This is a genomic window from Butyrivibrio sp. AE2015 (assembly GCF_000420825.1).
Classification (GTDB): domain Bacteria; phylum Bacillota; class Clostridia; order Lachnospirales; family Lachnospiraceae; genus Butyrivibrio.
Map to the genome: position 1 here is coordinate 112,443 of NZ_ATVR01000006.1, position 22,775 is coordinate 135,217.

General features: G+C 39.9%; 26 protein-coding genes. 23 read left to right on the top strand and 3 right to left on the bottom strand.

The window, feature by feature from the left end:
* Window positions 1-3: 3 nt before the first annotated feature.
* Window positions 4-165: a hypothetical protein gene (locus G585_RS19475; protein WP_022773426.1), complete on the bottom strand. Its 162-nt coding sequence runs from the start codon at window positions 163-165 to the stop codon at window positions 4-6.
* A 172-nt stretch (window positions 166-337) separates the two neighbouring features.
* On the opposite strand from G585_RS19475, the gene G585_RS0105045 reads away from it, so the two are divergent.
* From G585_RS0105045 to G585_RS17170, 5 genes are all read left to right on the top strand, one after another.
* Entirely contained in the window at window positions 338-769 is a 432-nt protein-coding gene (locus tag G585_RS0105045; protein ID WP_022773428.1) for a hypothetical protein, read from the top strand.
* A 158-nt stretch (window positions 770-927) separates the two neighbouring features.
* On the top strand, window positions 928-2,247 hold the full coding sequence (locus tag G585_RS0105050; RefSeq protein WP_022773429.1) for an ATP-binding cassette domain-containing protein: 1,320 nt from the start codon (window positions 928-930) through the stop codon (window positions 2,245-2,247).
* 6 nt (window positions 2,248-2,253) lie between these two features.
* Window positions 2,254-3,198 carry an ABC transporter permease gene (locus G585_RS0105055; RefSeq protein ID WP_022773430.1) on the top strand — a complete coding sequence of 315 codons (945 nt, stop codon included), beginning with the start codon at window positions 2,254-2,256 and terminating at the stop codon, window positions 3,196-3,198.
* A 60-nt stretch (window positions 3,199-3,258) separates the two neighbouring features.
* Window positions 3,259-3,942, top strand: coding sequence for a hypothetical protein (locus G585_RS0105060; RefSeq protein ID WP_022773432.1), 684 nt, complete (start codon window positions 3,259-3,261; stop codon window positions 3,940-3,942).
* Between the two features lie 27 nt (window positions 3,943-3,969).
* Window positions 3,970-4,779: an MBL fold metallo-hydrolase gene (locus G585_RS17170; RefSeq protein WP_022773433.1), complete on the top strand. Its 810-nt coding sequence runs from the start codon at window positions 3,970-3,972 to the stop codon at window positions 4,777-4,779.
* Between the two features lie 16 nt (window positions 4,780-4,795).
* Here G585_RS17170 and G585_RS0105070 read toward each other — a convergent pair whose 3' ends face one another.
* Both G585_RS0105070 and G585_RS0105075 read right to left on the bottom strand, forming a co-directional pair.
* Window positions 4,796-5,713 carry a magnesium transporter CorA family protein gene (locus G585_RS0105070; protein WP_022773435.1) on the bottom strand — a complete coding sequence of 306 codons (918 nt, stop codon included), beginning with the start codon at window positions 5,711-5,713 and terminating at the stop codon, window positions 4,796-4,798.
* Between the two features lie 21 nt (window positions 5,714-5,734).
* Entirely contained in the window at window positions 5,735-7,156 is a 1,422-nt protein-coding gene (locus G585_RS0105075) for an amidophosphoribosyltransferase (RefSeq protein ID WP_022773436.1), read from the bottom strand.
* A gap of 257 nt (window positions 7,157-7,413) precedes the next feature.
* Between G585_RS0105075 and G585_RS0105080 the strand changes: the two genes are divergently transcribed.
* From G585_RS0105080 to G585_RS0105165, 18 genes are all read left to right on the top strand, one after another.
* Window positions 7,414-7,845 carry a Zn-finger containing protein gene (locus tag G585_RS0105080; protein WP_022773438.1) on the top strand — a complete coding sequence of 144 codons (432 nt, stop codon included), beginning with the start codon at window positions 7,414-7,416 and terminating at the stop codon, window positions 7,843-7,845.
* Window positions 7,846-7,864: 19 nt separating this feature from the next.
* Window positions 7,865-8,350: a J domain-containing protein gene (locus G585_RS18765; RefSeq protein WP_022773440.1), complete on the top strand. Its 486-nt coding sequence runs from the start codon at window positions 7,865-7,867 to the stop codon at window positions 8,348-8,350.
* A 128-nt stretch (window positions 8,351-8,478) separates the two neighbouring features.
* On the top strand, window positions 8,479-9,744 hold the full coding sequence (locus G585_RS0105090; protein ID WP_022773441.1) for an NAD(P)-dependent oxidoreductase: 1,266 nt from the start codon (window positions 8,479-8,481) through the stop codon (window positions 9,742-9,744).
* Between the two features lie 181 nt (window positions 9,745-9,925).
* Window positions 9,926-12,076 (top strand): glycoside hydrolase family 95 protein, encoded by a 2,151-nt coding sequence (locus G585_RS17180; protein ID WP_022773443.1) that lies wholly within the window; start codon window positions 9,926-9,928, stop codon window positions 12,074-12,076.
* Between the two features lie 302 nt (window positions 12,077-12,378).
* On the top strand, window positions 12,379-13,845 hold the full coding sequence (gene abc-f / locus G585_RS17185) for a ribosomal protection-like ABC-F family protein (protein WP_022773444.1): 1,467 nt from the start codon (window positions 12,379-12,381) through the stop codon (window positions 13,843-13,845).
* A 97-nt stretch (window positions 13,846-13,942) separates the two neighbouring features.
* The gene (locus G585_RS0105105) at window positions 13,943-14,224 is read left to right on the top strand and encodes a Dabb family protein (RefSeq protein WP_022773446.1); all 282 of its coding nucleotides are present in this window, start codon (window positions 13,943-13,945) and stop codon (window positions 14,222-14,224) included.
* Between the two features lie 15 nt (window positions 14,225-14,239).
* Window positions 14,240-15,112, top strand: a complete 873-nt coding sequence (locus tag G585_RS17190; RefSeq protein WP_022773447.1) for a GNAT family N-acetyltransferase — start codon at window positions 14,240-14,242, stop codon at window positions 15,110-15,112.
* Between the two features lie 45 nt (window positions 15,113-15,157).
* On the top strand, window positions 15,158-15,781 hold the full coding sequence (locus G585_RS0105115; RefSeq protein ID WP_022773449.1) for a DUF998 domain-containing protein: 624 nt from the start codon (window positions 15,158-15,160) through the stop codon (window positions 15,779-15,781).
* A 277-nt stretch (window positions 15,782-16,058) separates the two neighbouring features.
* Window positions 16,059-16,808, top strand: a complete 750-nt coding sequence (locus G585_RS0105120; protein WP_022773450.1) for a LytR/AlgR family response regulator transcription factor — start codon at window positions 16,059-16,061, stop codon at window positions 16,806-16,808.
* A gap of 91 nt (window positions 16,809-16,899) precedes the next feature.
* Entirely contained in the window at window positions 16,900-17,106 is a 207-nt protein-coding gene (locus G585_RS0105125) for a hypothetical protein (protein WP_022773451.1), read from the top strand.
* 23 nt (window positions 17,107-17,129) lie between these two features.
* Window positions 17,130-17,681, top strand: coding sequence for a GNAT family N-acetyltransferase (locus G585_RS0105130; protein WP_022773453.1), 552 nt, complete (start codon window positions 17,130-17,132; stop codon window positions 17,679-17,681).
* On the top strand, window positions 17,668-18,471 hold the full coding sequence (locus G585_RS0105135) for a phosphotransferase family protein (protein WP_022773454.1): 804 nt from the start codon (window positions 17,668-17,670) through the stop codon (window positions 18,469-18,471). The genes G585_RS0105130 and G585_RS0105135 overlap by 14 nt, the downstream gene beginning before the upstream one ends.
* A gap of 319 nt (window positions 18,472-18,790) precedes the next feature.
* On the top strand, window positions 18,791-19,666 hold the full coding sequence (locus tag G585_RS0105140) for an alpha/beta fold hydrolase (RefSeq protein WP_022773455.1): 876 nt from the start codon (window positions 18,791-18,793) through the stop codon (window positions 19,664-19,666).
* Window positions 19,667-19,858: 192 nt separating this feature from the next.
* Entirely contained in the window at window positions 19,859-20,350 is a 492-nt protein-coding gene (locus G585_RS0105145; RefSeq protein ID WP_022773457.1) for an iron-sulfur flavoprotein, read from the top strand.
* Window positions 20,347-21,102 carry a hypothetical protein gene (locus G585_RS18770; protein WP_022773458.1) on the top strand — a complete coding sequence of 252 codons (756 nt, stop codon included), beginning with the start codon at window positions 20,347-20,349 and terminating at the stop codon, window positions 21,100-21,102. The genes G585_RS0105145 and G585_RS18770 overlap by 4 nt, the downstream gene beginning before the upstream one ends.
* A gap of 95 nt (window positions 21,103-21,197) precedes the next feature.
* A complete protein-coding gene (locus G585_RS0105155; protein ID WP_022773459.1) occupies window positions 21,198-21,581 on the top strand; it encodes a VOC family protein in 384 nt (127 codons plus the stop codon).
* An 88-nt stretch (window positions 21,582-21,669) separates the two neighbouring features.
* Window positions 21,670-22,119 (top strand): GNAT family N-acetyltransferase, encoded by a 450-nt coding sequence (locus G585_RS0105160; protein ID WP_022773461.1) that lies wholly within the window; start codon window positions 21,670-21,672, stop codon window positions 22,117-22,119.
* A gap of 162 nt (window positions 22,120-22,281) precedes the next feature.
* The coding region (locus tag G585_RS0105165; RefSeq protein WP_022773462.1) for a GNAT family N-acetyltransferase at window positions 22,282-22,775 on the top strand (494 nt) is incomplete at its 3' end.

Genomic DNA, 22,775 nt, shown 5'->3' on the forward strand with positions numbered 1-22,775 from the left:
GTGTTATGCTCCCTTTTTTAGCTCTTTAACCAGGTCTTTGAGTTTCTCTACAGTTTTGTAGTAATCGTACCCGTGAACCTGAATATGCGTATCTATATCTTCGGCAATGTATCCGTTTTTACCACCATTGCATGTAAGAACAATATAATTTAACTCTTCCCCCATAAGATACTCTCCCCAAACAAAAAAATCCTTAGACCTATTTTAACCGAATCTAGGGAAAATAATTATAAAAAAACTATAAAAAAAATCCAAGGAAATTTTATTGCCATTTCCACAATGCGATTCGTATATATTATTGCAATCAAAAATACACGATAAGGATGGTGAAAGTATTATGGGAAAGTTTATTAAGCTCTTAGCTGGTATAGTTCTTGCATTATCGATGGCATTGAGTGGAAACCTGATGTCTACGAATGTATTGGCGGCAAATGACGCTGCGCTTTACATAAGTGGCGCGAGATTTTTAACTGCACTTCATGGCCAGGCTGATGATAATAGCGAGATAGTCGTAGCCCTTTATGAGAAAAATGGTGAAGACATTGCCTATATCAACGACGGAATAAGCCATGTGTATACCGATTATACTCAATCCAATACGACAATTAATGGCATTGGTGCTGTAGAGAGATATGCATTTGAAGGAACACTGGTATTAAACTTCTTTATGGCAGGAGATATTCCATGCCTCATGACAGATGAAGGCAAGATTTATGCTTGTGAGTATCTGAATAATTACTATGTGACACAGATACAGAATCAGGATTAATAAGTTAATAACAGGCCTCTCATTATTAAGCTGTCATTTCAGGTGGTAAATCTGGGATGGCAGCTTTTCATTGCTATTTGTGAGCTTGGCGATTGATTTTGTGGATGATAAAATAATAATAACAAAACGTCATATAGTAGATTAAAAAGGAGAACGTTATGTTTGAACCACAGATTCTAAAAGATGTATTCCCTACATGCAATAATATTCTCATGATCTTTGGCTGTTGGTTTCTGTTCAAGAAATGTGGTGTTAAAAGAATATGGGCTTTGATCCCTTTTGCCAGAGAGTATCACATGGCTCTATGTGCCGACAAAGAGAAAGAGGGAAGGGTTTTTGCCGTAACTACATTTTTTTATTATCTGATCACGCTGACCCTGATTGTTATTGACGGTCCGGAAGAAGTTGAGCTACTTATTTCAATTCCGCTTATAGCCTTATATGTAACAAATGTTATCTATACAATCAGGATCTATTTAGGGCTGATCAAGATGTTCGGCCTTAAAAAGAGGTGGATAATCCCACTGATCATTTTCGATGGCCCGGTACTAATACTTTGGGGAGTGGCTCCAAAGTATGTGCCTGAAAAAAAGGTAGTTCAGGTCGCTAAAAATGGTGCAAAAGAGCTTGGAAAGGACATTGTGGCTGCCTCGGAAGGACTTACGGTCAATATCACGGAGAGGACAGTCATAGACTTTTTCAGGAAAAAGACTCTGCTTAAAGACATTCATATGGCAATACCAAGAGGACATATGGTACTTCTTCTTGGAGGGTCAGGAGCAGGAAAAACAACCCTGTTAAATGCAGTTACGGGCTATGAAAAAGCCGATGCCAGCGTAATGCTGGATGATAATGATGTATATAAAGATTACCAGAAAATGAAATATGATATAGGTTTTGTTCCTCAACAGGATCTGATGAGAGGGAATGATACCGTTGAAATGACCCTTACAGATGCTGCTCTTATGAGGTTATCTGCAGATGCATCTATTATGGAAAGAGAAAACCGAATCGCAAATATGTTGGACCAGTTTGGGCTTACAACTGTAAGGAATTCCTTGGTGGAAAAGCTCTCGGGAGGGCAAAGAAAAAGGCTGTCCATTGCCATGGAGTTTATTTCCAATCCGTCTCTTTTTATTCTTGATGAACCTGACTCAGGTCTTGATGGTGTTGTAGCAAGAAGCCTTTTTGAAAAGCTGAGGGAGATAGCGGATGAGGGAAAAATAGTTTTAGTTATAACGCACACTCCTGACAGAGTCATAGATCTTTTTGACGATGTGATCGTTTTGGCAAAGGATGCCACGAGAACAGGGCGCCTTGCCTGGTATGGGCCGGTAAAAGAAGCCTATGAGTTTTTTGGCAAAAACTCAATGGAGGAGATACTTCTTTCCATAAACCAGAAGGATGAAGGCGGAGAAGGAAAAGCTGATGAATTTGTTGAGAAATATGCTGATCGCATCAAAGAAAAGGTGGGGTGACTTTCGATGAAAGAATACAAAGTCAGACATAGAGGAAGGTTTTTCCAGACACTAATTTATCTTGGGAAGTTCTTCAGGATGTTTTTATTCCAAAATGACTGGAAGGTTCTGCCCATGGCGGCAGTAATCGCGGGGCTGGTGGGATTTTCTGTAGGGCAGAATATTTACAAGACCATGGAGGGTACTCTTATGGGTACCTTTGCTATTTCCTGTATATGCATCTGGAATGGATTCTTTAATTCAATTCAGGTTATCTGCAGAGAAAGAGCTATAGTAAAAAGAGAACACAGATCAGGCCTTCACATAAGTGCCTACGTTGCTGCGCACATGATTTATCAGGCATTTTTGTGCATATTGCAGGTTGTGATAACAATTGGTGTATGTATGCTCATGAGAGTGGAAATACCACAAAAAAGCTTGATAACCCCTTGGGCAGTGGTAGATTTTGGTCTGACACTTTTCCTTATAACTTATTGCGCAGACATGCTGGCACTTTTGATCTCAGCTTTTGCCAAGACGACTACAACAGCCATGACTATAATGCCATTTCTTTTGATAGTACAGCTGTTGTTTTCAGGAGCATTTTTTAACTTGCCTCAGGAAGCTATGCCATTTACCAATCTGACAGCTACAAAATGGGGACTGACAGCTCTCTGTGCGCAGGGTGAGTATAATTCGCTTCCAATGGTAAGCGTGTGGAACAGTGCCCTTAAGATGAAGGATGTGGAAGTTGATGGAGAAAAGCCTCTTTTGACTGTTTTCAGGGAAATAGAGTCCAACAATATGAGGGATGATCTTTTGATGAAAACCGGCGAGCTTAACCAGAATCATGAGTATGATTTTGATCCCGCAATCGTATTAAGATGCTGGATATGGCTTTTGATGTGGACAGTAGTCTATGTGATCCTTACAGTTCTTCTTTTGGAGTCGATTGATAAAGACAAGAGGTGAAAAAAAAGATATAGTAAATGAAGAAGGGACAAAAACAATATAAAATGGGTGGAGATAAAAATGATCAGACGTTCACAGTACAGATGCAGTTTTAAATTACTTACAGCAGACATTTTACCGGATAACATTATAGAAAGATGTCAGGATCAGTTTAAAAAGCTTATAAGAGAGGGGAGAGTCTGCAACGCCTCTTTTTACAAGTATAACAGCATGGGATTTCTTTATCTGGAAGAGATAGTTGACGACTACAGTGAACCTTATCTTTCAGTGGATCAGTACATGTATGACCTTCAGCCATATTTAAAGCCATGGCCGGAGGAGGATGGCGACAGATATTTTGCGCCTATGATTAATGTCTATTATCACCATATTCCGGAAGAAGACCTTGAAAAATGGGAGCTTGAGCGCACTACAGATAAAAAAGAACGTGTAGGGCGAGTTGCTTTTGTTTTTCCTAAAAAACTCCCCTCATATGTAATGCATCACACTGCAATAGTAAATGAAGGCCTTCTTAAAGGGGATAAGTATGCATATATATCTCTTCATGAGAATCTTCTTTTCTCATATTATGAAGAACCCAGAAATAATGTGAATATCAAAGGGGTTGACGAAGAGTCTGTTGTTATAAATGACTGGCTTAAAGCTGACCCGGAATCTCATTTTGACCGTGAGAAGGGCAGAGGAAGCAATTTCCTTGTTATTCCTTGTCTGTTTACAGTGGACAGAGTGGATGATATTCAATAATATTCAAAAAGGTATTGGCACGTTGGTATGAATGAACTGGTAAAAAGAATTTTAGATACAAATACACCGAAAGGTACAGCTTCATTGTGGTGGATGGGCCAGATGGGGCTTATTGTGAAGATGGGCGATACAGTGCTTAGTATAGACTACTATGCAACACCGGATCCTTCCAGACAGATTGAACCACCGGTTCCGGCCGGGGAACTTGAGGGAATTTCAGCTTTTTTGGGGACGCATGATCATCTTGACCACATAGACCATGAAGCTTGGAAAATATGGGCAAAAACAAATCCTGAAGCAAAGTTTGTCTTTCCAAGAAAACATATGAAAAGTGTTCTTGCAGATGGGATTAGTGCTGATAATGCGCTAGGACTTAATGATGGTGAAAAGATAAAATTGGGAGATGTGACAATATCTGCTATTGCAGCATCTCATGAATTTTTGGACAGAGACCCGGAAACTATGCTTTATCCGCATCTTCAGTACATAATTGAAGGTAACGGAGTAAGGATCCATCATGCAGGTGATACAATCCGCTACGAGGGAATGTTGGGAAAGGTTAAGGCGTTTGGCAAAATAGATGCCCAGCTTCTTCCGATAAACGGGCGTGACTCAGTGCGTTATAGGAGAAACTGCATAGGTAATATGACCTATCAGGAGGCCGCAGATTTTGCAGGTGATTGTAAGACAAGGCTTGTTATCCCGGGCCACTGGGATATGTTTGCGGACAACAGCGCTGATCCAAAAGAGTTTTGTGATTATATCGAAATAAAATATGGGGATAAGATAAAAAGCCTTATCCCCAAGGTTATGGAAGAGATTGTAATTAAAGGGTGATTCCTTTTTCAACTATTTACAGGATCTTCTTAATTTTAAAGAATGTCAGGCTGCCTGCCACAATAAGGATACTCAGTCCGATGATGACAGGGTATCCCATGCGTGATTCAAGCTCTGGCATATATTTAAAATTCATACCATACCATCCGGCTATCAGTGTAAGTGGCATGAAAATAGTGGTAACCACTGTGAGCACTGTCATGATGCGGTTCTGCTTAACATCAAGCTGTGACTGATACAGATCGTTGAGCTGGATCGTATAGTCACGAAGATGAGTTGCAGCATCATAAAGTCTGTCAACGCGGTTAGAGAACATGTGGAAGTATCTTAGGTTTTCTTCACTGAAAAATCCGTTTTCGTTTTCTTCCAGCTCCTGACCAAAATCCTGCAGCTGCTCATAATGGATTCGAAGATCTCTTATATCACCGCGAATTTCGTTGTTACGCTGCATATGAGCGTCTTCAGCGTTTTCCATAATCTCTTTTTCTATATCATTAAGCTCGCGCTCGTAAAGCTGCATGAGCTGCAGATCGTTATGAATGATCTGTTCAAGGAAATCATAGAGAAATCTCTCAAGAGAGGGCTTGCGCCATTTTTTGTTCTGCTTAATGCGTTTTACAAGATTCAAAGCGCTTTTTCCCTGGTCTATGAACACTATTCCGGTTTCATCAAGAGCAAAAGAGAAGCTTTCCGGCGTTTCGCTGCCGGTTGATTGTACCGGCAGGCAAAACGTTCCTGTAAGAGAATCATAGTTGACATCGGCTTTAGTTGTAAGAATATCATCGCTGTTCATGTCAAAATCAATACCCATGTCAAAGTTCTCATTTTGTTCCAACCACTGCTCAGGAGTCAGGATTGCAACGTAAGGTGAATCTGCGTCATGGCACTGTTCTGCGCTACATTCTTCTAAAGTATTCTTTATCAAATAATACATTTTTCTCTCCAGATAAATTATTTATTCTTTTCCGCTCCAGCAGTATGTGCAAAGCTTGCATGGCTCAAGCGGTATAGCTTCGATCATATCATCCAGTCTGTGGTAATGAAGTGAAGTGAAATTCAGCTCTTTTCTGATCTCTTCAAGCATTGCCTCATACTGAGGTGAATCAGGATCGGTGTATTTTCTAACAGTTTCCTCGTTTGGAGAAGGGTAACCTTCAAGTTTTTCGATCACACGTCTTGTGATAAGCTCCATCTCTGAATTTGAACGGGAGAAGTTGAGGTATTTGCAGCCGTAGATCAAAGGAGGGCAGGCAGGACGGATATGAACTTCGCTGGCACCGCTCTTATATAGGAATTCCGTGGTTTCTCTAAGCTGTGTTCCTCTTACTATAGAGTCATCAATGAGAAGAAGACTCTTATTTTTAATGAGCTGGTTTACAGGAAGGAGCTTCATTTTAGCTATAAGGTCACGTCTTGACTGAACAGTTGGCATAAATGATCTGGGCCATGTAGCTGTATATTTTACAAAAGGTCTCGAATATGGGATCCCAGAAGTATTGGAATAGCCGATAGCATGGGCAACACCCGAATCCGGAACACCTGCAACAAGGTCTGGATGAATGCCACGCTGCATATCACGCTGAGCAAGCTTTCCACCACAATTATAACGCATTCTTTCTACATTTAGTCCCTCATATGTTGAGGCAGGAAATCCGTAATAAATCCAAAGGAAGGTACAGATCCTCATGTCGCCCATTCCAGGAGCAACAATTTCAACAGATTCAGGTGTGATAAATGCAATTTCAGCAGGTTCAAGTTCTTTATATTGGGTGTATCCAAGATTTAAATAAGAAAAGCTTTCAAAGCAGACGCAGAATCCTTCGTCCTTGTGACCAATCTGGACAGGAGTTCTACCATAGCGGTCTCTTGCAGCATAAATGCCTTCCGGTGTCATCAGAAGAAGAGACATAGATCCTTTGATTATAGCTTGAGCGTAGCGAATACCCTCTACGATTGTAGATTTCTGATTGATAATAGAAGCAACAAGCTCTGTAGGATTGATATCCCCACCACTCATTTCAAGAAAGTGTGAGTGATTGTCAGTAAAGAGCTTTTTGGTTATTTCATCGATGTTGTTGATCTTGCCAACAGTAGTGATGGCATATGTTCCGTGATGTGACCTTACGATAAGTGGCTGTGGTTCAAAATCTGAAATGCTTCCGATACCAAGATGTCCTTCCATCTTGAGCATATCGTCTTCAAACTTTGGTCTGAAATATGACCTCTCGATATTGTGGATAGAGCGGTCAAATCCTTTCTTTCTGTCATAAACGGCCATTCCGGCGCGTCTGGTTCCTAAGTGTGAGTGGTAGTCAGTTCCGTAAAACAAGTCAAAAACTGCGCTCTCACGAGATGCTACTCCAAAAAATCCTCCCATGGAAACCTCCTAGAATATGAGTTTTAAATATGTAATTCCGGAAAGTATCATATCACAAGCGTGGAGATTAGTGGAAAGTTTTTTCATAAGCAAGTTATCTTTAACTTGAATTAAGTTTTAAGGAGTAGTATTGTACATAACAAAAATGGCAAAATAAACTAATTGATTTTGCAAAATCTGTTATGTTTGTTTTGGCAGTGAGAATATAGGATGATAATTGAGAAACCTCAATTTAAAATCTTTTTAGAGAGAAAGGCATGACTATGAACAGATTCAGACAGTTTAGTAATCAGATGATGTATAAAATGGCACAGTTCTTTTACGGAAGAAATGGCTTTGATAATTTAGCAAGGACATGCAATGCGCTAGCGATTCTTATGCTCGTGATCAATATATTTGCTCAAAGTGCAGTAATTTACTTTATTTGGGTGGCATTATTCGGATATACGATCTTTAGGATCTATTCGAAAAACATTTCTAAAAGATATGCTGAGAACCAGAAATTCCTGCAGCTCACAGAGGTTCCAAGACGATATGCAAATCTTGCAAGACTTCAGTGGAGAGACCGTTCTGTCAGCAGATATTATTTATGCAAGAGCTGTCATCAGCAGATCAGGGTACCAAAGGGCAAAGGACGCATTGAAATAAGATGTCCTAAATGTGGTGAGAGATTTATCAAAAAGACCTGATTAGTATGGAGGAAGTGGTATGGTAATGGATCCTTATAAAGTTCTCGAGATAAGTCCCGGAGCTTCAGAAGAAGAGATAAAAAAAGCACATAGAAGGCTTGCCAAGAAGTATCATCCGGATTTAAATCCGGGAGATGAAGTTGCAGCTAAGAGGATGAACGAGATAAACGCTGCATATGATATTTTGACACGTCCGGGTGCTGAGAGATACAGAAGTGCATATTCATATTCGCAGGCACAATCACAGTCTCAATCTCAATCTCAGGAGAGGACCTATAGTCAGGAGGAGAATCCTTTTGAAAACTATGGTACTTATTGGCGTTGGACAAATGCAGATTTTAACAGGAATTATGACAGACCTGATGAAAGTTGGAATACCTGGAATAATTGGACCGGTTGGAACAGGACACCTGTTTATGGCGGCTCATTATTATTTAAAGTCTTTAGATGGTTTATAATCCTGCAGATATTGTCATTTTTCTTTAGGTTATTCCTATTCTTTTAATGTTCATGATATTCCACATTTTTGCTAGTGTAAGCGCTTACACTAGCATATGTTCAAGTGATATAAATTAACATAACATAATCGTATGTATTACTTGAACAAAGTGATAAAAAATGGAGGAGTATTATATGTCTGTGCACGTTATTGATGAAGCAAATCGTTGTTTACAATGTCCAAATCCCAGATGCAGGGAAAATGGATGCCCTATTCATACAAATATTCCTGAAATGATACGCCTTTTTAAGGAAAATCGTATGATGGAAGCAGCTCAGATGCTCTTTGAGAACAATCCGCTTTCAATGGTGTGTTCTTTGGTATGTAACCATGGTAATCAGTGTGAAGGCAATTGTGTAAGGGGCATTAAAGGAGAGCCTATTCATATTTCTTCAATTGAGAATTACATTTCCGATTCCTGTTTTGAGAGATTAGAGCTTAATCCTGCTCCTTCAAATGGCATGAAGGCAGCTGTAATAGGTGCAGGCCCGGCAGGAATAACAATTGCTATTATTCTTGCCCTCAAGGGATACTCCATAACTGTTTTTGAAACACATGATAAAATCGGTGGAATCCTTCGATATGGCATTCCTGAATTCAGATTGCCGAAATCAATTTTAGACAGGTATTATAAAAAAATGCGTGAGCTGGGAATTAAGTTCAGACCTAATTTCTCCATTGGAGGTTCCACAGGAATACAGGACCTTCTTGATGACGGTTACAAGAGCGTATTTATTGGAACCGGCGCATGGAAGCCAAAAAGGCTTGGCGTTCCGGGTGAGACCTTTGGTAATGTATTCTATGCAATAAACTATCTCAACAACCCGGATGTATACGAGCTTGGTGACAGGGTAGCAATAATAGGTGCCGGTAATGCGGCTATGGATGTAGCCAGAACTGCCATAAGACATGGGTCAAAAGAGGTTGTTGTATATGTGAGGGGCGATTCAGTAGGCGCTTCTGAGGCAGAATATGAATATGCCAAGGTTGATGGAGTAAAGTTTGAATTTCGTAAAGCCATCGTCAGAATAGAAGACGATGGGGCAGTATTTAGCGATATGGAACCCGATGAAGAGAAGATTGCTGAAAGCAAGGCTAAGGGAGAGGAACTGAAAAAGACTCCATTTAAAGTCATTCCGAATTCGGAGCATCTTATTCCTGCAGACAGCATAATAATCGCTATTTCTCAGGTGCCTCAGGATCGTTTGGTAAATCACGATAAGGACCTGAAATTTAATGAAAAAGGTAATCTTGCAACAGATTCAAAAGGAGAAACCTCACTTCCCGGAGTATTTGCTTCAGGGGATGTGGTTACAGGAGCCAAGACTGTAGTTGCTGCGGTTGCAGTATCCAAGCAGATTGCTGAAGATATGGATAAATATATGAAGAGTAAGGCATAAATAGGATTATTTTCATAAACAGACAATAAAAGGTATCATTTTATTTGAAATTTGATAAAATGATACCTTTTATTAAATAATTCGAAAATTAGGATACCAAAATAGAAAACAAATGAAGTTTAAACCAAGGACTACCTGATTTATAATTTGATTATAGAGAAAATGGGGAGTAAATGTCACAATGGGGAATACAAAATTATATTATGAGCAGCCGGCTGGAAATTGGAATGAAGCCTTGCCTATAGGAAATGGAAGGCTGGGAGCAATGATATTCGGCAGGGTGGAAAAAGAGCTTATACAGATGAATGAAGATTCTATCTGGCTGGGAGGCTATAAAAACAGAAATAATCCGGATGCACTAAAGAACCTTCCAAAAGTAAGAAAGCTTTTGATGGATGGAAATATAAAAGAAGGCGAGAAACTTTTAAAGAGAGCATTCTCCGGAATTCCTCAGAGTATGCAGCCTTATCAGACACTAGGAAATCTCGATATATCTTTTGACTATAAAAATGGTGAAATAAAGGATTATCGCAGAGCTCTTGATCTTGAAAACGCAGTTGCAACTACAGAGTTTAAAGTTGGAGACATAGCTTTTAAGAGAGAAATGTTTTCCAGTTACCCTGATAAATGTATGTTTATGCGTATCTCAGCCTCTGAAGGAAGCAGTATATCTTTTGATGCATTACTGACAAGAGGGCGAGAGTATCAGGCAGTTAAGAAAATAAATGACCATACTATTTATCTTTATGGCAAACTTGGCAGTGATGGAATGGACTTTGGAGTAGTAGTTACTGCAAATGCCGTAGGAGGTCAGGTTGCTGTAATAGGTGAGAGTCTTGTTGTTAAAGAAGCAGACGAAGTGCTCTTGACCATAGACGGTGGATCTACATTCAGATATAAAGAGCTTGAAAAAGAGCTTTGTGAAGAGTGCAGTTTAACTTTGCCATATGAAGAATTAAAGAAAAGACATATAGCCGATTACAGAAAGCTCTTTGACAGAGTCTCATTTTCTCTGGATTCAGATGACAGAAGTTATGAAGAAATGCCGACAGATAAAAGGCTTGAGCTTGTAAGAAAATGCGTTGATAAGGGGAATGAAGTAAAAGATCTTGGTATTTATGTTCTATACTTCAATTTCGGAAGATATCTGATGATTTCCGGAAGCAGACCCGGATCATTGCCGCTAAATCTTCAGGGAATATGGAATGACAGCTTCATTCCCGCCTGGGACAGCAAATATACCATAAATATCAATGCTGAGATGAATTACTGGCCGGCGGAAATCTGTAATCTTTCCGAATGTCACCTACCACTGTTTGATCTGATGGAAAGAATGTATGAGCATGGAAAAGAAACTGCTTCTTCAATGTACGGCTGCAGAGGAATAGTAGCTCATCACAACACAAATATATGGGGAGATACTGCGCCCCAGGATCAATGGATTCCCGGGACATACTGGGTAATGGGCTTTGCATGGCTGTCCACCCATATCTGGAACCACTATGAGTATACTTGTGATAAGGATTTCCTGAAAAATAACTATTATCTTATGCTTGAGTCCGCCAGATTCTTTTTGGATTTCCTTATTGAAGATAAGGACGGATACCTCGTTACCTGCCCTTCTGTATCCCCTGAGAATACATATATAATTGACACATTCCATAAAGGCTGCAATGGATATGGTGTAACAATGGACAACATGATCTTAAGAGATCTTTTCACACAATGTATTGCAGCTTCTGATGTTCTTGGCAGGCATGATGAAGAAATTGATGAAATGCAAAAAGCCAAAGACAGGCTACGTCCAACAAATATCGGGAAGCATGGCCAGATAATGGAATGGGCAAAAGACTATCAGGAGGAAGAGCCGGGACACAGGCATATTTCACAGTTATATGGTCTCTTCCCTTCAGATCAGATCTCGGTTCAGTCCACAAAAGAGCTTGCAAATGCTGCCAGAGTCACAATTGACAGAAGACTCCAAAATGGCGGCGGACATACCGGATGGAGCAGGGCATGGATAATAAATTTCTATGCAAGGCTACATGATGGAGAGAAGGCCCTTGAGCACTTAAATATGCTTCTGACCAGATCTACGCTGAATAACTTGTTTGATAATCATCCACCTTTTCAGATTGATGGTAACTTTGGCGCTACTGCAGCGATTGCCAATATGTTGCTTCATGACACTGCAGACGGGCCAATCTTGCTTCCGGCACTTCCGAAAGAGTGGAAAAGCGGATGTATCAAAGGCCTTAAGCTTAAAGGGAATAAAACTATAGATATAGTCTGGAAAGACGGAAAAATAATGAGTAAATGCAAATCAGTGTAAAACAAGCCCAAATCAGTGTAAGGGCTTGTTCTGATCCGGAGCATATGCTATCATCTTTTTATAAATGAAAGGGCGATTTTTCGTAGGGTGAAGGAATGATTATTAGATAATTTAATTTAGGTGAACATGTTGATGTTACTGCTATTTCTGATAGCAGTATTATGTGTACGCTTAAATTAGATTATCATGCATTCTGAGCCTGTGTTATATATAGGTCTTTTTTGTATGAGTCTATTTTGCGTACGCAGGATAGGCTATTTATTTAGTTTTTTTACTAAAAAGCCAACAAGGGAGGCTTGTATATGTCTAAGAGATTATTGATTAAAGCAGAGAATATAGTACATTCATTTGGTGAGCAGACAGTTCTGGATTTTGACAGATTTTACCTGTATGAAGGCGAGAAAGTTGGGCTTGTTGGAATGAATGGTGCTGGAAAGACTACGCTCCTTAAAATCCTTTCAGGTGAATTAGAGCCAACTAAAGGCTTCGTTTCAAGAGACTGTGAGCCTTTCTGTTTTGAACAGTTTGGCGGGAGCGACGCATACTACGAGACAGACTTTAGCGAAGCAGGAAAAATGGGTGTAAGCCAAAAGCTTTGGCAGGATAATGTAAGTGGCGGTGAAGATACAAGGATCAGACTGGCCCAGTTATTTTCATGTCCTCATGCAGTAGCTTTTTTAGATGAGCCTACATCAAACCTTGATTATGAAGGCGTGGAGATGCTAAAGAAGCGGTTAAAAGAAATAGAAACGCTGGTAATGATCAGTCATGACAGATCGGTACTGAATGATATATGTGACCGTATAGTAGAGATTTCTTTTGGAAAGCTTAACTGTTATTCGGGTAATTATGATGACTACGTTATTCAAAAAGAAGAACAGTTTAAAGCCATGCAGTCAGAGTATGAGAACTACCAGGCAGAGAAAAAGCGGCTTCAGGGGGTTTATGCTCAGAAAAAAGCAAAGGCAAAAACTGTTGAGAAAAAACCAAGGAATCTTACTTCAAGCGAGGCAAAGGCCATCAGCTTATGCGGCAACAGGAAGCCTGAAGACAAAGCGCGAGGAATAGAAAAAAGTGCCGCAAATGTGCTCAAGCGAATTGAACATATGGAGGTTAAAGAGAAACCGAAGGAAGAACTCACAGCAAGACCGGATTTCAGACTGACCAATCCACCAAGGAATCCTATCGTCATTAGAGGAGAGCATATATCTTTTCAATATGATGACCATATCATATTTGATGATGCTGACTTTATTATTAGAAATGGCAGCAAGGTAGCTCTTCTTGGTGGAAATGGTGTGGGAAAGACAACCCTTCTTGAGCTGATAAGTGACCAGTATGAGGGAATACACATTGTTCCCGGAGCGAAAATTGGATATGCCAGGCAGAACATGTCACAGATTGATCTTGAACAGACAGTGCTTGAAAATGTGCGCAGAGTCAGTATCCAGAGCGAGAGCCTTTCCAGGATAGTACTTGCCCGTCTCTTATTATCAGAAAGAGATATGAATAAAAAGGCATTTGAGCTTTCCGGTGGCGAGCGCATGAAACTCTCTTTTGCCATGCTGTTTGTGTCAGATGTTAATCTGTTGATATTTGATGAACCTACTAACTATCTGGATATTCCATCGGTCGAAGCACTTGAGAAAATGTTAATGGAGTACGAGGGGACGCTTTTGTTTACGTCCCACGATAAGGTCTTTGTTGATAGGATAGCAACAGATAGATATCGTATAGAATCAGGAAAAATTATATCTGTACTGACTTGATTGGAGCATGTAGTGTACTTTAAGCGGTGCACCAGGGCAAAAAAGCACATGAAATGGGTTAGATGTCGGCTCAGAGTGGCCAAAGGAGATTTGACTAATGAAGCATTACATAATTGCTAAGTTTAAAGATAGGCGCGATACGGAGAAATTATTCCCAGAGATCAAGGAGTTGTTTGGCGCTACGTTGGAAATCCCGGGTGTGGAGTCAGTTGTGATACATAAGTCCAACAGTACCAGAGAGAACAGATACAGCATCATGATAGAGATGAATCTGTCAGCGGAAGGACTAAATAGCTTTGATGCATCTGAGGTGCATAAGAAGTGGAAGGATACTTATGGAGACAGAATTGAGAGCAAGGCAATATTTGACTGTGATTGAGCACTGGAGGAGCAGATGGGACTAAGGACTTTTTGCATAGAAAAGAATTATAGAAACAATGAAGCTCTTAGAGCATCTTTTAACAGATTGGCGGAAAAGACCTTTGGGCTTAACTTCGAAAACTGGTATAGAAATGGATTTTGGAAGGACAACTACATCCCATATTCGGTGGTGTTAGACGGAGAGGTTGTTTCAAATGTCTCAGTCAACGCCTGCAATATGAACTATAAGGGCCAAATCGTTAAGTTGATACAGCTTGGAACGATCATGACAGATAATGACTACAGAGGAAAAGGGTATGCAAAAGCCCTGATGGAAGAGGTCATGAAAGATTATGACGGAAAAGTAGATGGGATCTATCTTTTTGCCAATGATTCTGTACTTGAGTTTTATCCAAAATTTGGGTTTAGAGAAGCAAAAGAATATCAGTTTACAAAAGATGTGACAATATCTGGCGAATGCACTGCACAAAATGTACCGCTGAGGGATAAGATTGATTTCGACAGGACTGTAGAGATTTTAGATACAAAAAAACAGAACGCTCAGCTTTATATGGTCGATAATCCCGGATTGTATATGTTCTATCTGTCGCAGTTCATGACGGAGAACCTGTTCTATATTGAGGAGTGCAACAGCTACGCTATTGCTGAAGTGGAGGATGACACACTGATCTTACACACCATCATTGGTGCCGGGGCAGTAGATGAGGTTATCAGGGCATTTGGATCGCAGGTAAAGAAAGTTGTTCTTTGCTTTACACCGAAGGATACCAGTGGCTTTGTAAAGAGCGAGCTCCATGAGGAAGACACTACGTTCTTTGTACAAGGGAAGTTCTTTGAGGATACCCGCGGCGATGAATATATGATGCAGGCAATAACACATGCTTGAAAAGGCACATCATACTAAGGCAAGACCCCAAAAGGAGATACATTTATGAAATTATCAAAACTTGGTATTTGTGGAATTATCAGTTTGCTTTCATACACGGCAATGGTTGTGTTTTCGCCTCTTGCCTATCCGGGGTATGACTGGCTCAGCATGGCGGTAAGCGATCTAACTGCAGTTGGAGCTCCATCTGCGGAGCTTGCCGGACAGCTCAATGCTTTGTATGGACCATGCGGATTGGTTTCAATCATGGCTGTCTGCGTGGCAGCTCAGAATCTTAAGACTAAGATTTTGAGGCTGGGAATATATTTCTTTGCTGCTATGGAATGGATTTCTGATGTTGGTTATAAACTCTTTCCATGGGTGGCAGATGCTGACAGTAGTCACCCTCAGAACGTGATGCACCTTATAGTGACTGCCCTTGTGGTGATCTTTTCACTGACGGCGCTGATCCTGTCAATAATTGGAGCAAAAAAAGAAGGGATGAAATCTCTTTTTATCTGGGCATGTGTGTGCCTTGCTGCAATGCTGCTTGGACCTATCGGGACAGGAATCATGCCAAAGGCAGTATTCGGGCTATTTGAGAGATTCAGCACCTTTTCGGCAGTAACCTTCAATGCAGTGCTGGGAACGTTTTTGCTACTTGGAAAATTTGGAAAGAACTTTGACTAAGCAGCTCCAAAAAAGCATAAAAGTAAGTGTAAAACAGACCTTTATCAGTGTAAGTGATAAGGTCTGTTTTTATTTGGTGATAAAGTTAGAATAGGAAGAGAAAAACATATTTGGGAAAGGAGATTGCCATGAAATGAATGCATGCTCAAAGCTTTCCCAGATTATCAGTACAAATTCTGATGCAAAACGCAGACTTGAGGGCAAATGAGACTTTAAGAATGAAAAACTCTGATATAATTGGTTTGATATAGTCAATCACACTATTACAGGGGGTTATATGGAAAATAAGGATTTTATTGAGGATTCTGAATTACGTATTGCTATATGTGATGATGACAAGTCTGATCGGGAAAAGGTACATGTCCTTCTTCAGGACTACTTGAAGAAAAACTCTATAAAAGCACATGTCAGGGTATTTGATCACCCGGACACACTTATAGAGGAGTGCGAGCATTACAGGCCCCATATTTACATTTTGGATATAGTTATGCCAATGGTTACAGGAATACAGGCTGCCAGAGAACTACGGTGGAATCAGCCGGATGCCCAGATCATTTTTGCAACTTCTGAGAGCTCATATGCGCTGGAGTCTTTTGATGTAAATCCCATAAATTATATTTTGAAGCCGATTGAAAAGGAAAAGTTCTTTTCAACTCTTGATCTGGCTATTTCACGCGTGGATATCGGGAGTGATAAAAGCGTTTGTATAAAGATCAAGGGTGGTATGCAGACACTGCACCTTAGTGACATTCTTTATATAGAATATCGTAATCATGTGGTTTCATATCACATGGATAATGGCGAGATCATATCAACCCCAACCCTGAGAATAGGATTTGCAGAATATCTTTCAGAGAATCATCCAAGCAAAGATTTTGTAAGATGTCATGAATCAATAGCTGTGAATATAGCAGCAATTGATAAATTGACCAAGATAGATATTACGCTTCGCGGTGGCGAGCAGATACCTGTAACAAAGAGCAGATATTCCGAAGTTATGGATAGTTATATGGACTTTAGGCTGTAAGAACCTAGCGAAGTACTTTTGAGCTTGGTTCGCGCGTCTTCCGGCGAGCGAATGCGAGAGCGGAAGTTCATTATAAGGAGAGTTACTTTTAATGGATAACAAAACAAACACTTATGATATTCCCAAGAGAGATGGAAGTGTATGGCCTGAAGATATCTGCCCGGCATACACACCAAGAGAGGATGCGATTCCCAGCTTGAAGGGATGTTGGTACTGTAAATATGCAGATTTTCATATTAAGGAAGAAAGAGCACTTGAAGTAGGAATCTGCAAATGGCCAAATAAAATAATTGACTAGTGAAAGTGATCAGGAAGGTAACAATGATAATAGAAACGGAAAGATTGATCCTCAGAGAATTCACTGTAGATGACTTTGATGCCTTGTATGAAATATTATCTGACCCTGAGACAATGCAGCATTATCCTGCCCCGTTTGATGAAGAGAAAACAATGGGATGGATAACCTGGAATCTTGATAATTATAAAACCTATGGATTTGGACTTTGGGCAGTCACACTTAAAAAGACAGGAGAATTCATAGGCGATTGTGGTATTACAATCCAGAATATTGACGGAGAATTGCTACCTGAAATAGGCTACCACATTAACAAGAAACTCTGGAGACAGGGATTTGCAAAAGAAGCTGCCCGGGCTTGCAGAGACTGGGCATTTGAGAATACAGAATATGAGAAGATTTACTCTTATATGAAGTATACCAATATTGGCTCCTACTCAACAGCTATGGCCAATGGTATGAAAAAAGTGAAAGAATACCCTGATCCCAAGAATGAAATATCTTACGCGTATGTAATTTCGCGTACGGAGTGGGAAAAAGAGAAAGGGCAGGAGAGGAGTCAGGATGATAAAGAGTAAAACGAAATATGAAGCAACACTTGAAGAAATAAGGGAACTTTTCTATTTTCATAAAATTGGGAATGTGAAAAGCATTGCACCACTTGGTAATGGAGAGTTCAATTCTGCATATAAGGTAATGCTTGAAGACGGAAAGAGTTTTGCCCTCAAGATAGCTCCTCCGGAGGGTGCTACGGTTCTTTCATATGAGAAAAATATGATGGGATCAGAAGTGTTCTGGTATGAGAAAATGCATGAAAACACAGATATTCTTTGCCCGGAAGTATATGTGTCTGATTTTTCAAAAAGCATCGTAAAGAGTAACTGCTTCATCATGCAGATGATGGAAGGAGAGCCTTTGTGGGCTGTGAATTTCTCGGATCATGAATATGAAAATGTTCAGAGGCAGAAAATAGAAATGCTTGCCAAGATACACAGGATCAAAAATGACAGATTTGGTTACAGGCAATCCGGACTCCACGATACATGGTATGATGCACTAAAGTCCATGGCAGGTAATCTTGTTAAGGATTGTAAGGCGCTTGGATACGAGACACCGGATGGGGAGAAGTTCATTTCATATATTGATAAACATGCAGGACTCCTTCAAAGTGTACCTTGCCGAATGGTGAATTTTGATCTTTGGGACAGTAATGTCCTTTATCATGACGGCAAGATCTGTTGGATTGATCCTGAGCGAGGCTTTTGGGGTGACCCGGTAGCTGATTTCATAAGCCTTGGTACAGGGCAAAAAGCTCCACTGTCAACAAAGCTGAAAGAGCTGGATATTTATAATGAGACTGCAATTTAAAGGATAACTCTTTCTAAAGCGACTGAAATTAGATATGCATTAGCAGTTTGTTACCTGGCTCTTATTGAGGAAGTTGAAAAATATGTAAGATATGAGCCGGATGAGCCAAACTACATAAGAAACACAAATGACGCAAGAGAAATGTACGACATGGCATTTAGTGTTCTGTGTGGGGCATAAGGGAAGACGGATATATGGAGATAGATATTTGTTTTCCATTGAAATGAATTATTTTAAGTGCAGAACAGGCTCAAATAAGTGTATTTGGGTCTGTTTTATTTTGAGGATGATAGGATGAATCGGAAAGAGGAATGCTATCATGAATTATAAGATTTTTGGAAGTAAAACTGTAGATATCGTAATAGAAATGGGCCTTGGAGCATGCATAGCTGAATGGGAAGCGCTTGCAAGAGAACTTGGAGAGAATCACGGTGTGCTTGTCTATGAAAGAGCCGGGATAAATCACAGTGATAAGAGTGATAAAGAAAGAACGCCTACGAATATTGCTAAAGAATTAATGAATCTCCTAGATGAAATCCCGCATGATGAAAAGCTGGTGATAATAGGACATTCGCAGGGAGGACTGTATGCCAGCGAGTTCTGTGGTCTCTATCCGGAGATGGTAAAGGGACTAATTCTTTTGGACCCATTAACTACAGAAGATAATAGATTTAAGAAGGAATTAACTGCGAAGGAGTTTAAAAAATCCGGAGTAGATAAGAGTAAAAACTTTATTTTTTTAGAAACGCTTACTAAGCTTGGAATGAAAGGCTTTGTAAAGAAAGTGATGTGTCAGGCACCGCCTTTTTATTATGCCAATTTTTCCAAGGAGCAAAATGAGGATATCCTTAATTCGCTTGTAAATACCACGCATCTACGCACATGCAGGGAAGAGTATAGGTTAGCTCACGATGGTGCATCGTTAAAAAATATGGTATCTAAGGAAAAATATCCTGATATTCCGATCATTCTTGTGACTCATTCATCTGAGGAAGCAATTAAGGAAAACATGGAATTTGGTGGAAACAGCCGTCCTTTTGCCGCCAGGATCGAACAACTGTGGCAGGAGATCATGAAAGAGTATTTAGGGTATTCGAAAAGAGCAATATGGATCCAGGCTAAGAAAAGCACTCATTATATTCACCTGACGGAACCGGAAATAGTTATAGAGAGCGTCAATATCTTAAATAATTGATATACATAAGAAAGATATTGCGGATTAGGAGATATATGGAAAAAGTAGAGTTGTATCATTATAAGGTCAGTGAGGCTATATGAGATGGAAGTATAACTGCTTTTGGACTATTTTGGATCAAAAATGCTTGGAGATTTTGTACCGTAAGTATTTTGAATCGGAACGATAAATTGAATTTGAGGAGTAACAAATATGAGGATGATAATTCACGATCTTGACGAGAGTTTTCATAAGCAAGTCAGCACAAAGCTTTCGGATGTGATATGGGCTGATGGTAAGTATGCACCTTGCCAGGGGTGCTTTGACTGCTGGACAAGACACCCGGCAACCTGTGGCATGATGGATTCTCTTCATCAAATGTGCAGGGTGATCGGACAGGCTGATGACCTTGTGATCATCACTGAGAATTGCTACGGCGGATACAGCCCAGAGGTTAAGAACATTCTTGACAGGTCAATTGGGGCATCAACTCCCATGAGCACATATCGCGGAGGGGAGATGCATCATACTTTAAGGTACGGAAGAAAGGGCACATGGAAGGTAATAGTCTACGGTGATATTAGTGATAATGAAAAGAGTACGTGGGAATTGATGGTGGAGAGAAACAGGATCAACCACGGATATCAGTCTGCTGAAATTATATTTATGGATGATATCACTGACCTGGAGGTATCGAAGATATGAAGACAGTTTTTATTGATTGCAGCCCCAAGAAGAGACTTTCTGCATCAGGTTTTATCGCTGGCATGACAAGCATTTTTGTTTCCGGAACAAAAAAGAGAATGAAGCTCCGTACAAAGGCTGATTATGAGAATATCTTAAAAGAACTTGAGGATGCGGATGCAGTTGTTTTTGCAATGCCGCTTTATGTGGACGGCGTCCCATCCCACGTACTTCCTTTTCTAAGGGAGATGGAAGTCTGGTGCAAAAGCAATAATCCGAAAATCAGGGTATATACAATTGCAAATAATGGCTTTATAGAAGGCAGACAGAATGAGCCGCTTATGCAGATCATGGAGAACTTCTGTATAAGGAGTAAAATTAAGTGGTGCGGTGGCTTGGGAATAGGCGGCGGAGTCATGATGAATGTGATGCGGATCATGATTGTTGTAGTTTTTGCAGTCACGATACTGAACCTTATTCTTACAGGGATTGATTCAGGAAACTTTTTAGACAGAAATGTTTTGCTGAATTTTTTAAAGAATGTAGCAGAGGTTCTGTTCTTTGGATGTGGAATTATTACCTTTGACATCTGGATAGCCTCCTATATTAATCGAGGGAAGGAATATGGAAAGCATTACACGAGAATAATGCTGCCTTCGTTCCTGTTCATTCTGGCTGCGGATATATTCTTTACAGTGGTTTCCATAGTAAAGGGTGGAATATTCCGTGGATGGTTTTCAAAGAAAAAGCCGGAATATCGGATTATGATTTAAGCGCTCCTTTTGTTTCAGAATGCTGCAAATGAAGAACTATATCGATTTTATTTGGCGCAAAGAAACCAACAAATATAAATTCGGGAGAGTGATTAATGAAAATAGAGCATGTAGCCCTGTATGTAAATGAGCTAGAAGAAGCCAGAGAATTCTTTATTAAATATTTAGATGGTAGTTCTAATGCTGGTTATCACAATAAGAATACAGGATTTAGATCGTACTTTATCAGCTTTGGGGATGGTTCAAGGCTGGAAATAATGAATAAACCTGGACTTGTAGATATGGAAAAGAACTTGAATCGTACAGGTTATGCTCATGTTGCTTTTAGCGCTGGTAGTACAGAGAAAGTTGATGAGCTAACGACAAGGTTAAAAAAGGACGGTTTTGAGGTTGTAAGTGGACCGCGTACGACTGGTGATAATTATTACGAAAGTTGCATAGTTGTAATCGAAGGCAATCAGATAGAGATAACGGAGTAGAATCAGAGTTTGCAAGGGGCAACGGAAGGAATATTTCGAATGAGTGGGATTAACTGCTATCTGATGATGAAAAGAAGAGGGTAAAGATATGAGCCTACAATTTGTAAAAGCAAGCACTTCTGATGCTTTGACACTTAATGGAATATCTAAAAGAGCTTTTGATAGCGATGTTCAGGTTGGAGCACCGTCAGCTGGTGGGCCACCTGGATATATGTCTGTTTCTTATCACACAAAGATGGCCAGAACAAATCATTTGTATATGCTCACGGACAAAGGACTAATTGTTGGCGGTGCGATTCTATTTTTGGAAAAAGACAAGTTGAACATTGGAAGGATCTTTGTAAGCCCAGAGCATTATCGCAAAGGCTATGGAGTCTACATGATGCAGGAAATTGAGACAATGTTTTCAAATGTAAAGGAATTTGTATTAGATACGCCCATTTGGAATGTCAGAACAAACGCCTTTTATACCAAGCTGGGATATGTGGAAGTGAGTCGGGATAATGAATTCATTTATTATATTAAGAAATGTGAGTGATGAGGGAGAAGAATCTTTCAGTTAAATGCACGATGACAAACGGATCATATCAGCGAGGAATAATAGCTATGAATAAAGAGTGGTCTGAACAGAATAAATTGAAATAAATGTATAAAGTATAAGTTTTGAATTTCAGTTTATCGTTCGATGAGGTAATTGATTATGGTTAGGTTACGACAATACAAAAGTAGTGACGCCGTAAAGATAGCAGAATGGGTTAAAGATAAAGATGCATTCCTCAAATGGGGAGGAGAACTCTTTGGTGAGTTTCCAATATCAGCAGAAACTATTGATGAGAAATACCGCCTGAATAATGGTGACTGTAAAGAACCGGATAACTTTTATCCATGGATAGCATTTGATGAAAACGGGGTTTTCGGACATTTTATCATGAGATATTTGCACGGAGATAATAAAATACTTCGTTTTGGATGGGTGGTTGTAGATGACTCTATTCGTGGTAAAGGTTATGGAACCCAGATGTTACAGGTTGGTCTGAAATATGCCTTTGAGATTCTTGGCGTTGATGTTGTAACCATCGGTGTTTTTGAAAACAACGAGTTGGCTCATAAATGTTATAAGAAGGTTGGATTTATAGATAAGGAAATAGTGAGCAAACAGCCATGGAATGTCATCGAAATGGAAATAAAGAAAGA

Excerpts from the sequence above, each read along its gene's own strand:
- G585_RS18770 (WP_022773458.1), top strand. The coding sequence starts at position 20,347 with ATGAAGACAGTTTTTATTGATTGCAGCCCCAAGAAGAGACTTTCTGCA.
- G585_RS0105060 (WP_022773432.1), top strand. The coding sequence starts at position 3,259 with ATGATCAGACGTTCACAGTACAGATGCAGTTTTAAATTACTTACAGCA.
- G585_RS0105045 (WP_022773428.1), top strand. The coding sequence starts at position 338 with ATGGGAAAGTTTATTAAGCTCTTAGCTGGTATAGTTCTTGCATTATCG.
- G585_RS0105160 (WP_022773461.1), top strand. The coding sequence starts at position 21,670 with ATGAGCCTACAATTTGTAAAAGCAAGCACTTCTGATGCTTTGACACTT.
- G585_RS17180 (WP_022773443.1), top strand. The coding sequence starts at position 9,926 with ATGGGGAATACAAAATTATATTATGAGCAGCCGGCTGGAAATTGGAAT.
- G585_RS0105080 (WP_022773438.1), top strand. The coding sequence starts at position 7,414 with ATGACTATGAACAGATTCAGACAGTTTAGTAATCAGATGATGTATAAA.
- G585_RS0105055 (WP_022773430.1), top strand. The coding sequence starts at position 2,254 with ATGAAAGAATACAAAGTCAGACATAGAGGAAGGTTTTTCCAGACACTA.
- G585_RS0105115 (WP_022773449.1), top strand. The coding sequence starts at position 15,158 with ATGAAATTATCAAAACTTGGTATTTGTGGAATTATCAGTTTGCTTTCA.
- G585_RS0105105 (WP_022773446.1), top strand. The coding sequence starts at position 13,943 with ATGAAGCATTACATAATTGCTAAGTTTAAAGATAGGCGCGATACGGAG.
- G585_RS0105075 (WP_022773436.1), bottom strand. The coding sequence starts at position 7,156 with ATGGGAGGATTTTTTGGAGTAGCATCTCGTGAGAGCGCAGTTTTTGAC.
- G585_RS0105050 (WP_022773429.1), top strand. The coding sequence starts at position 928 with ATGTTTGAACCACAGATTCTAAAAGATGTATTCCCTACATGCAATAAT.
- G585_RS0105145 (WP_022773457.1), top strand. The coding sequence starts at position 19,859 with ATGAGGATGATAATTCACGATCTTGACGAGAGTTTTCATAAGCAAGTC.
- G585_RS0105130 (WP_022773453.1), top strand. The coding sequence starts at position 17,130 with ATGATAATAGAAACGGAAAGATTGATCCTCAGAGAATTCACTGTAGAT.
- G585_RS0105125 (WP_022773451.1), top strand. The coding sequence starts at position 16,900 with ATGGATAACAAAACAAACACTTATGATATTCCCAAGAGAGATGGAAGT.
- G585_RS0105120 (WP_022773450.1), top strand. The coding sequence starts at position 16,059 with ATGGAAAATAAGGATTTTATTGAGGATTCTGAATTACGTATTGCTATA.
- G585_RS18765 (WP_022773440.1), top strand. The coding sequence starts at position 7,865 with ATGGTAATGGATCCTTATAAAGTTCTCGAGATAAGTCCCGGAGCTTCA.
- G585_RS17190 (WP_022773447.1), top strand. The coding sequence starts at position 14,240 with ATGGGACTAAGGACTTTTTGCATAGAAAAGAATTATAGAAACAATGAA.
- abc-f (WP_022773444.1), top strand. The coding sequence starts at position 12,379 with ATGTCTAAGAGATTATTGATTAAAGCAGAGAATATAGTACATTCATTT.
- G585_RS19475 (WP_022773426.1), bottom strand. The coding sequence starts at position 165 with ATGGGGGAAGAGTTAAATTATATTGTTCTTACATGCAATGGTGGTAAA.
- G585_RS0105135 (WP_022773454.1), top strand. The coding sequence starts at position 17,668 with ATGATAAAGAGTAAAACGAAATATGAAGCAACACTTGAAGAAATAAGG.
- G585_RS0105155 (WP_022773459.1), top strand. The coding sequence starts at position 21,198 with ATGAAAATAGAGCATGTAGCCCTGTATGTAAATGAGCTAGAAGAAGCC.
- G585_RS17170 (WP_022773433.1), top strand. The coding sequence starts at position 3,970 with ATGAATGAACTGGTAAAAAGAATTTTAGATACAAATACACCGAAAGGT.
- G585_RS0105140 (WP_022773455.1), top strand. The coding sequence starts at position 18,791 with ATGAATTATAAGATTTTTGGAAGTAAAACTGTAGATATCGTAATAGAA.
- G585_RS0105070 (WP_022773435.1), bottom strand. The coding sequence starts at position 5,713 with ATGTATTATTTGATAAAGAATACTTTAGAAGAATGTAGCGCAGAACAG.
- G585_RS0105090 (WP_022773441.1), top strand. The coding sequence starts at position 8,479 with ATGTCTGTGCACGTTATTGATGAAGCAAATCGTTGTTTACAATGTCCA.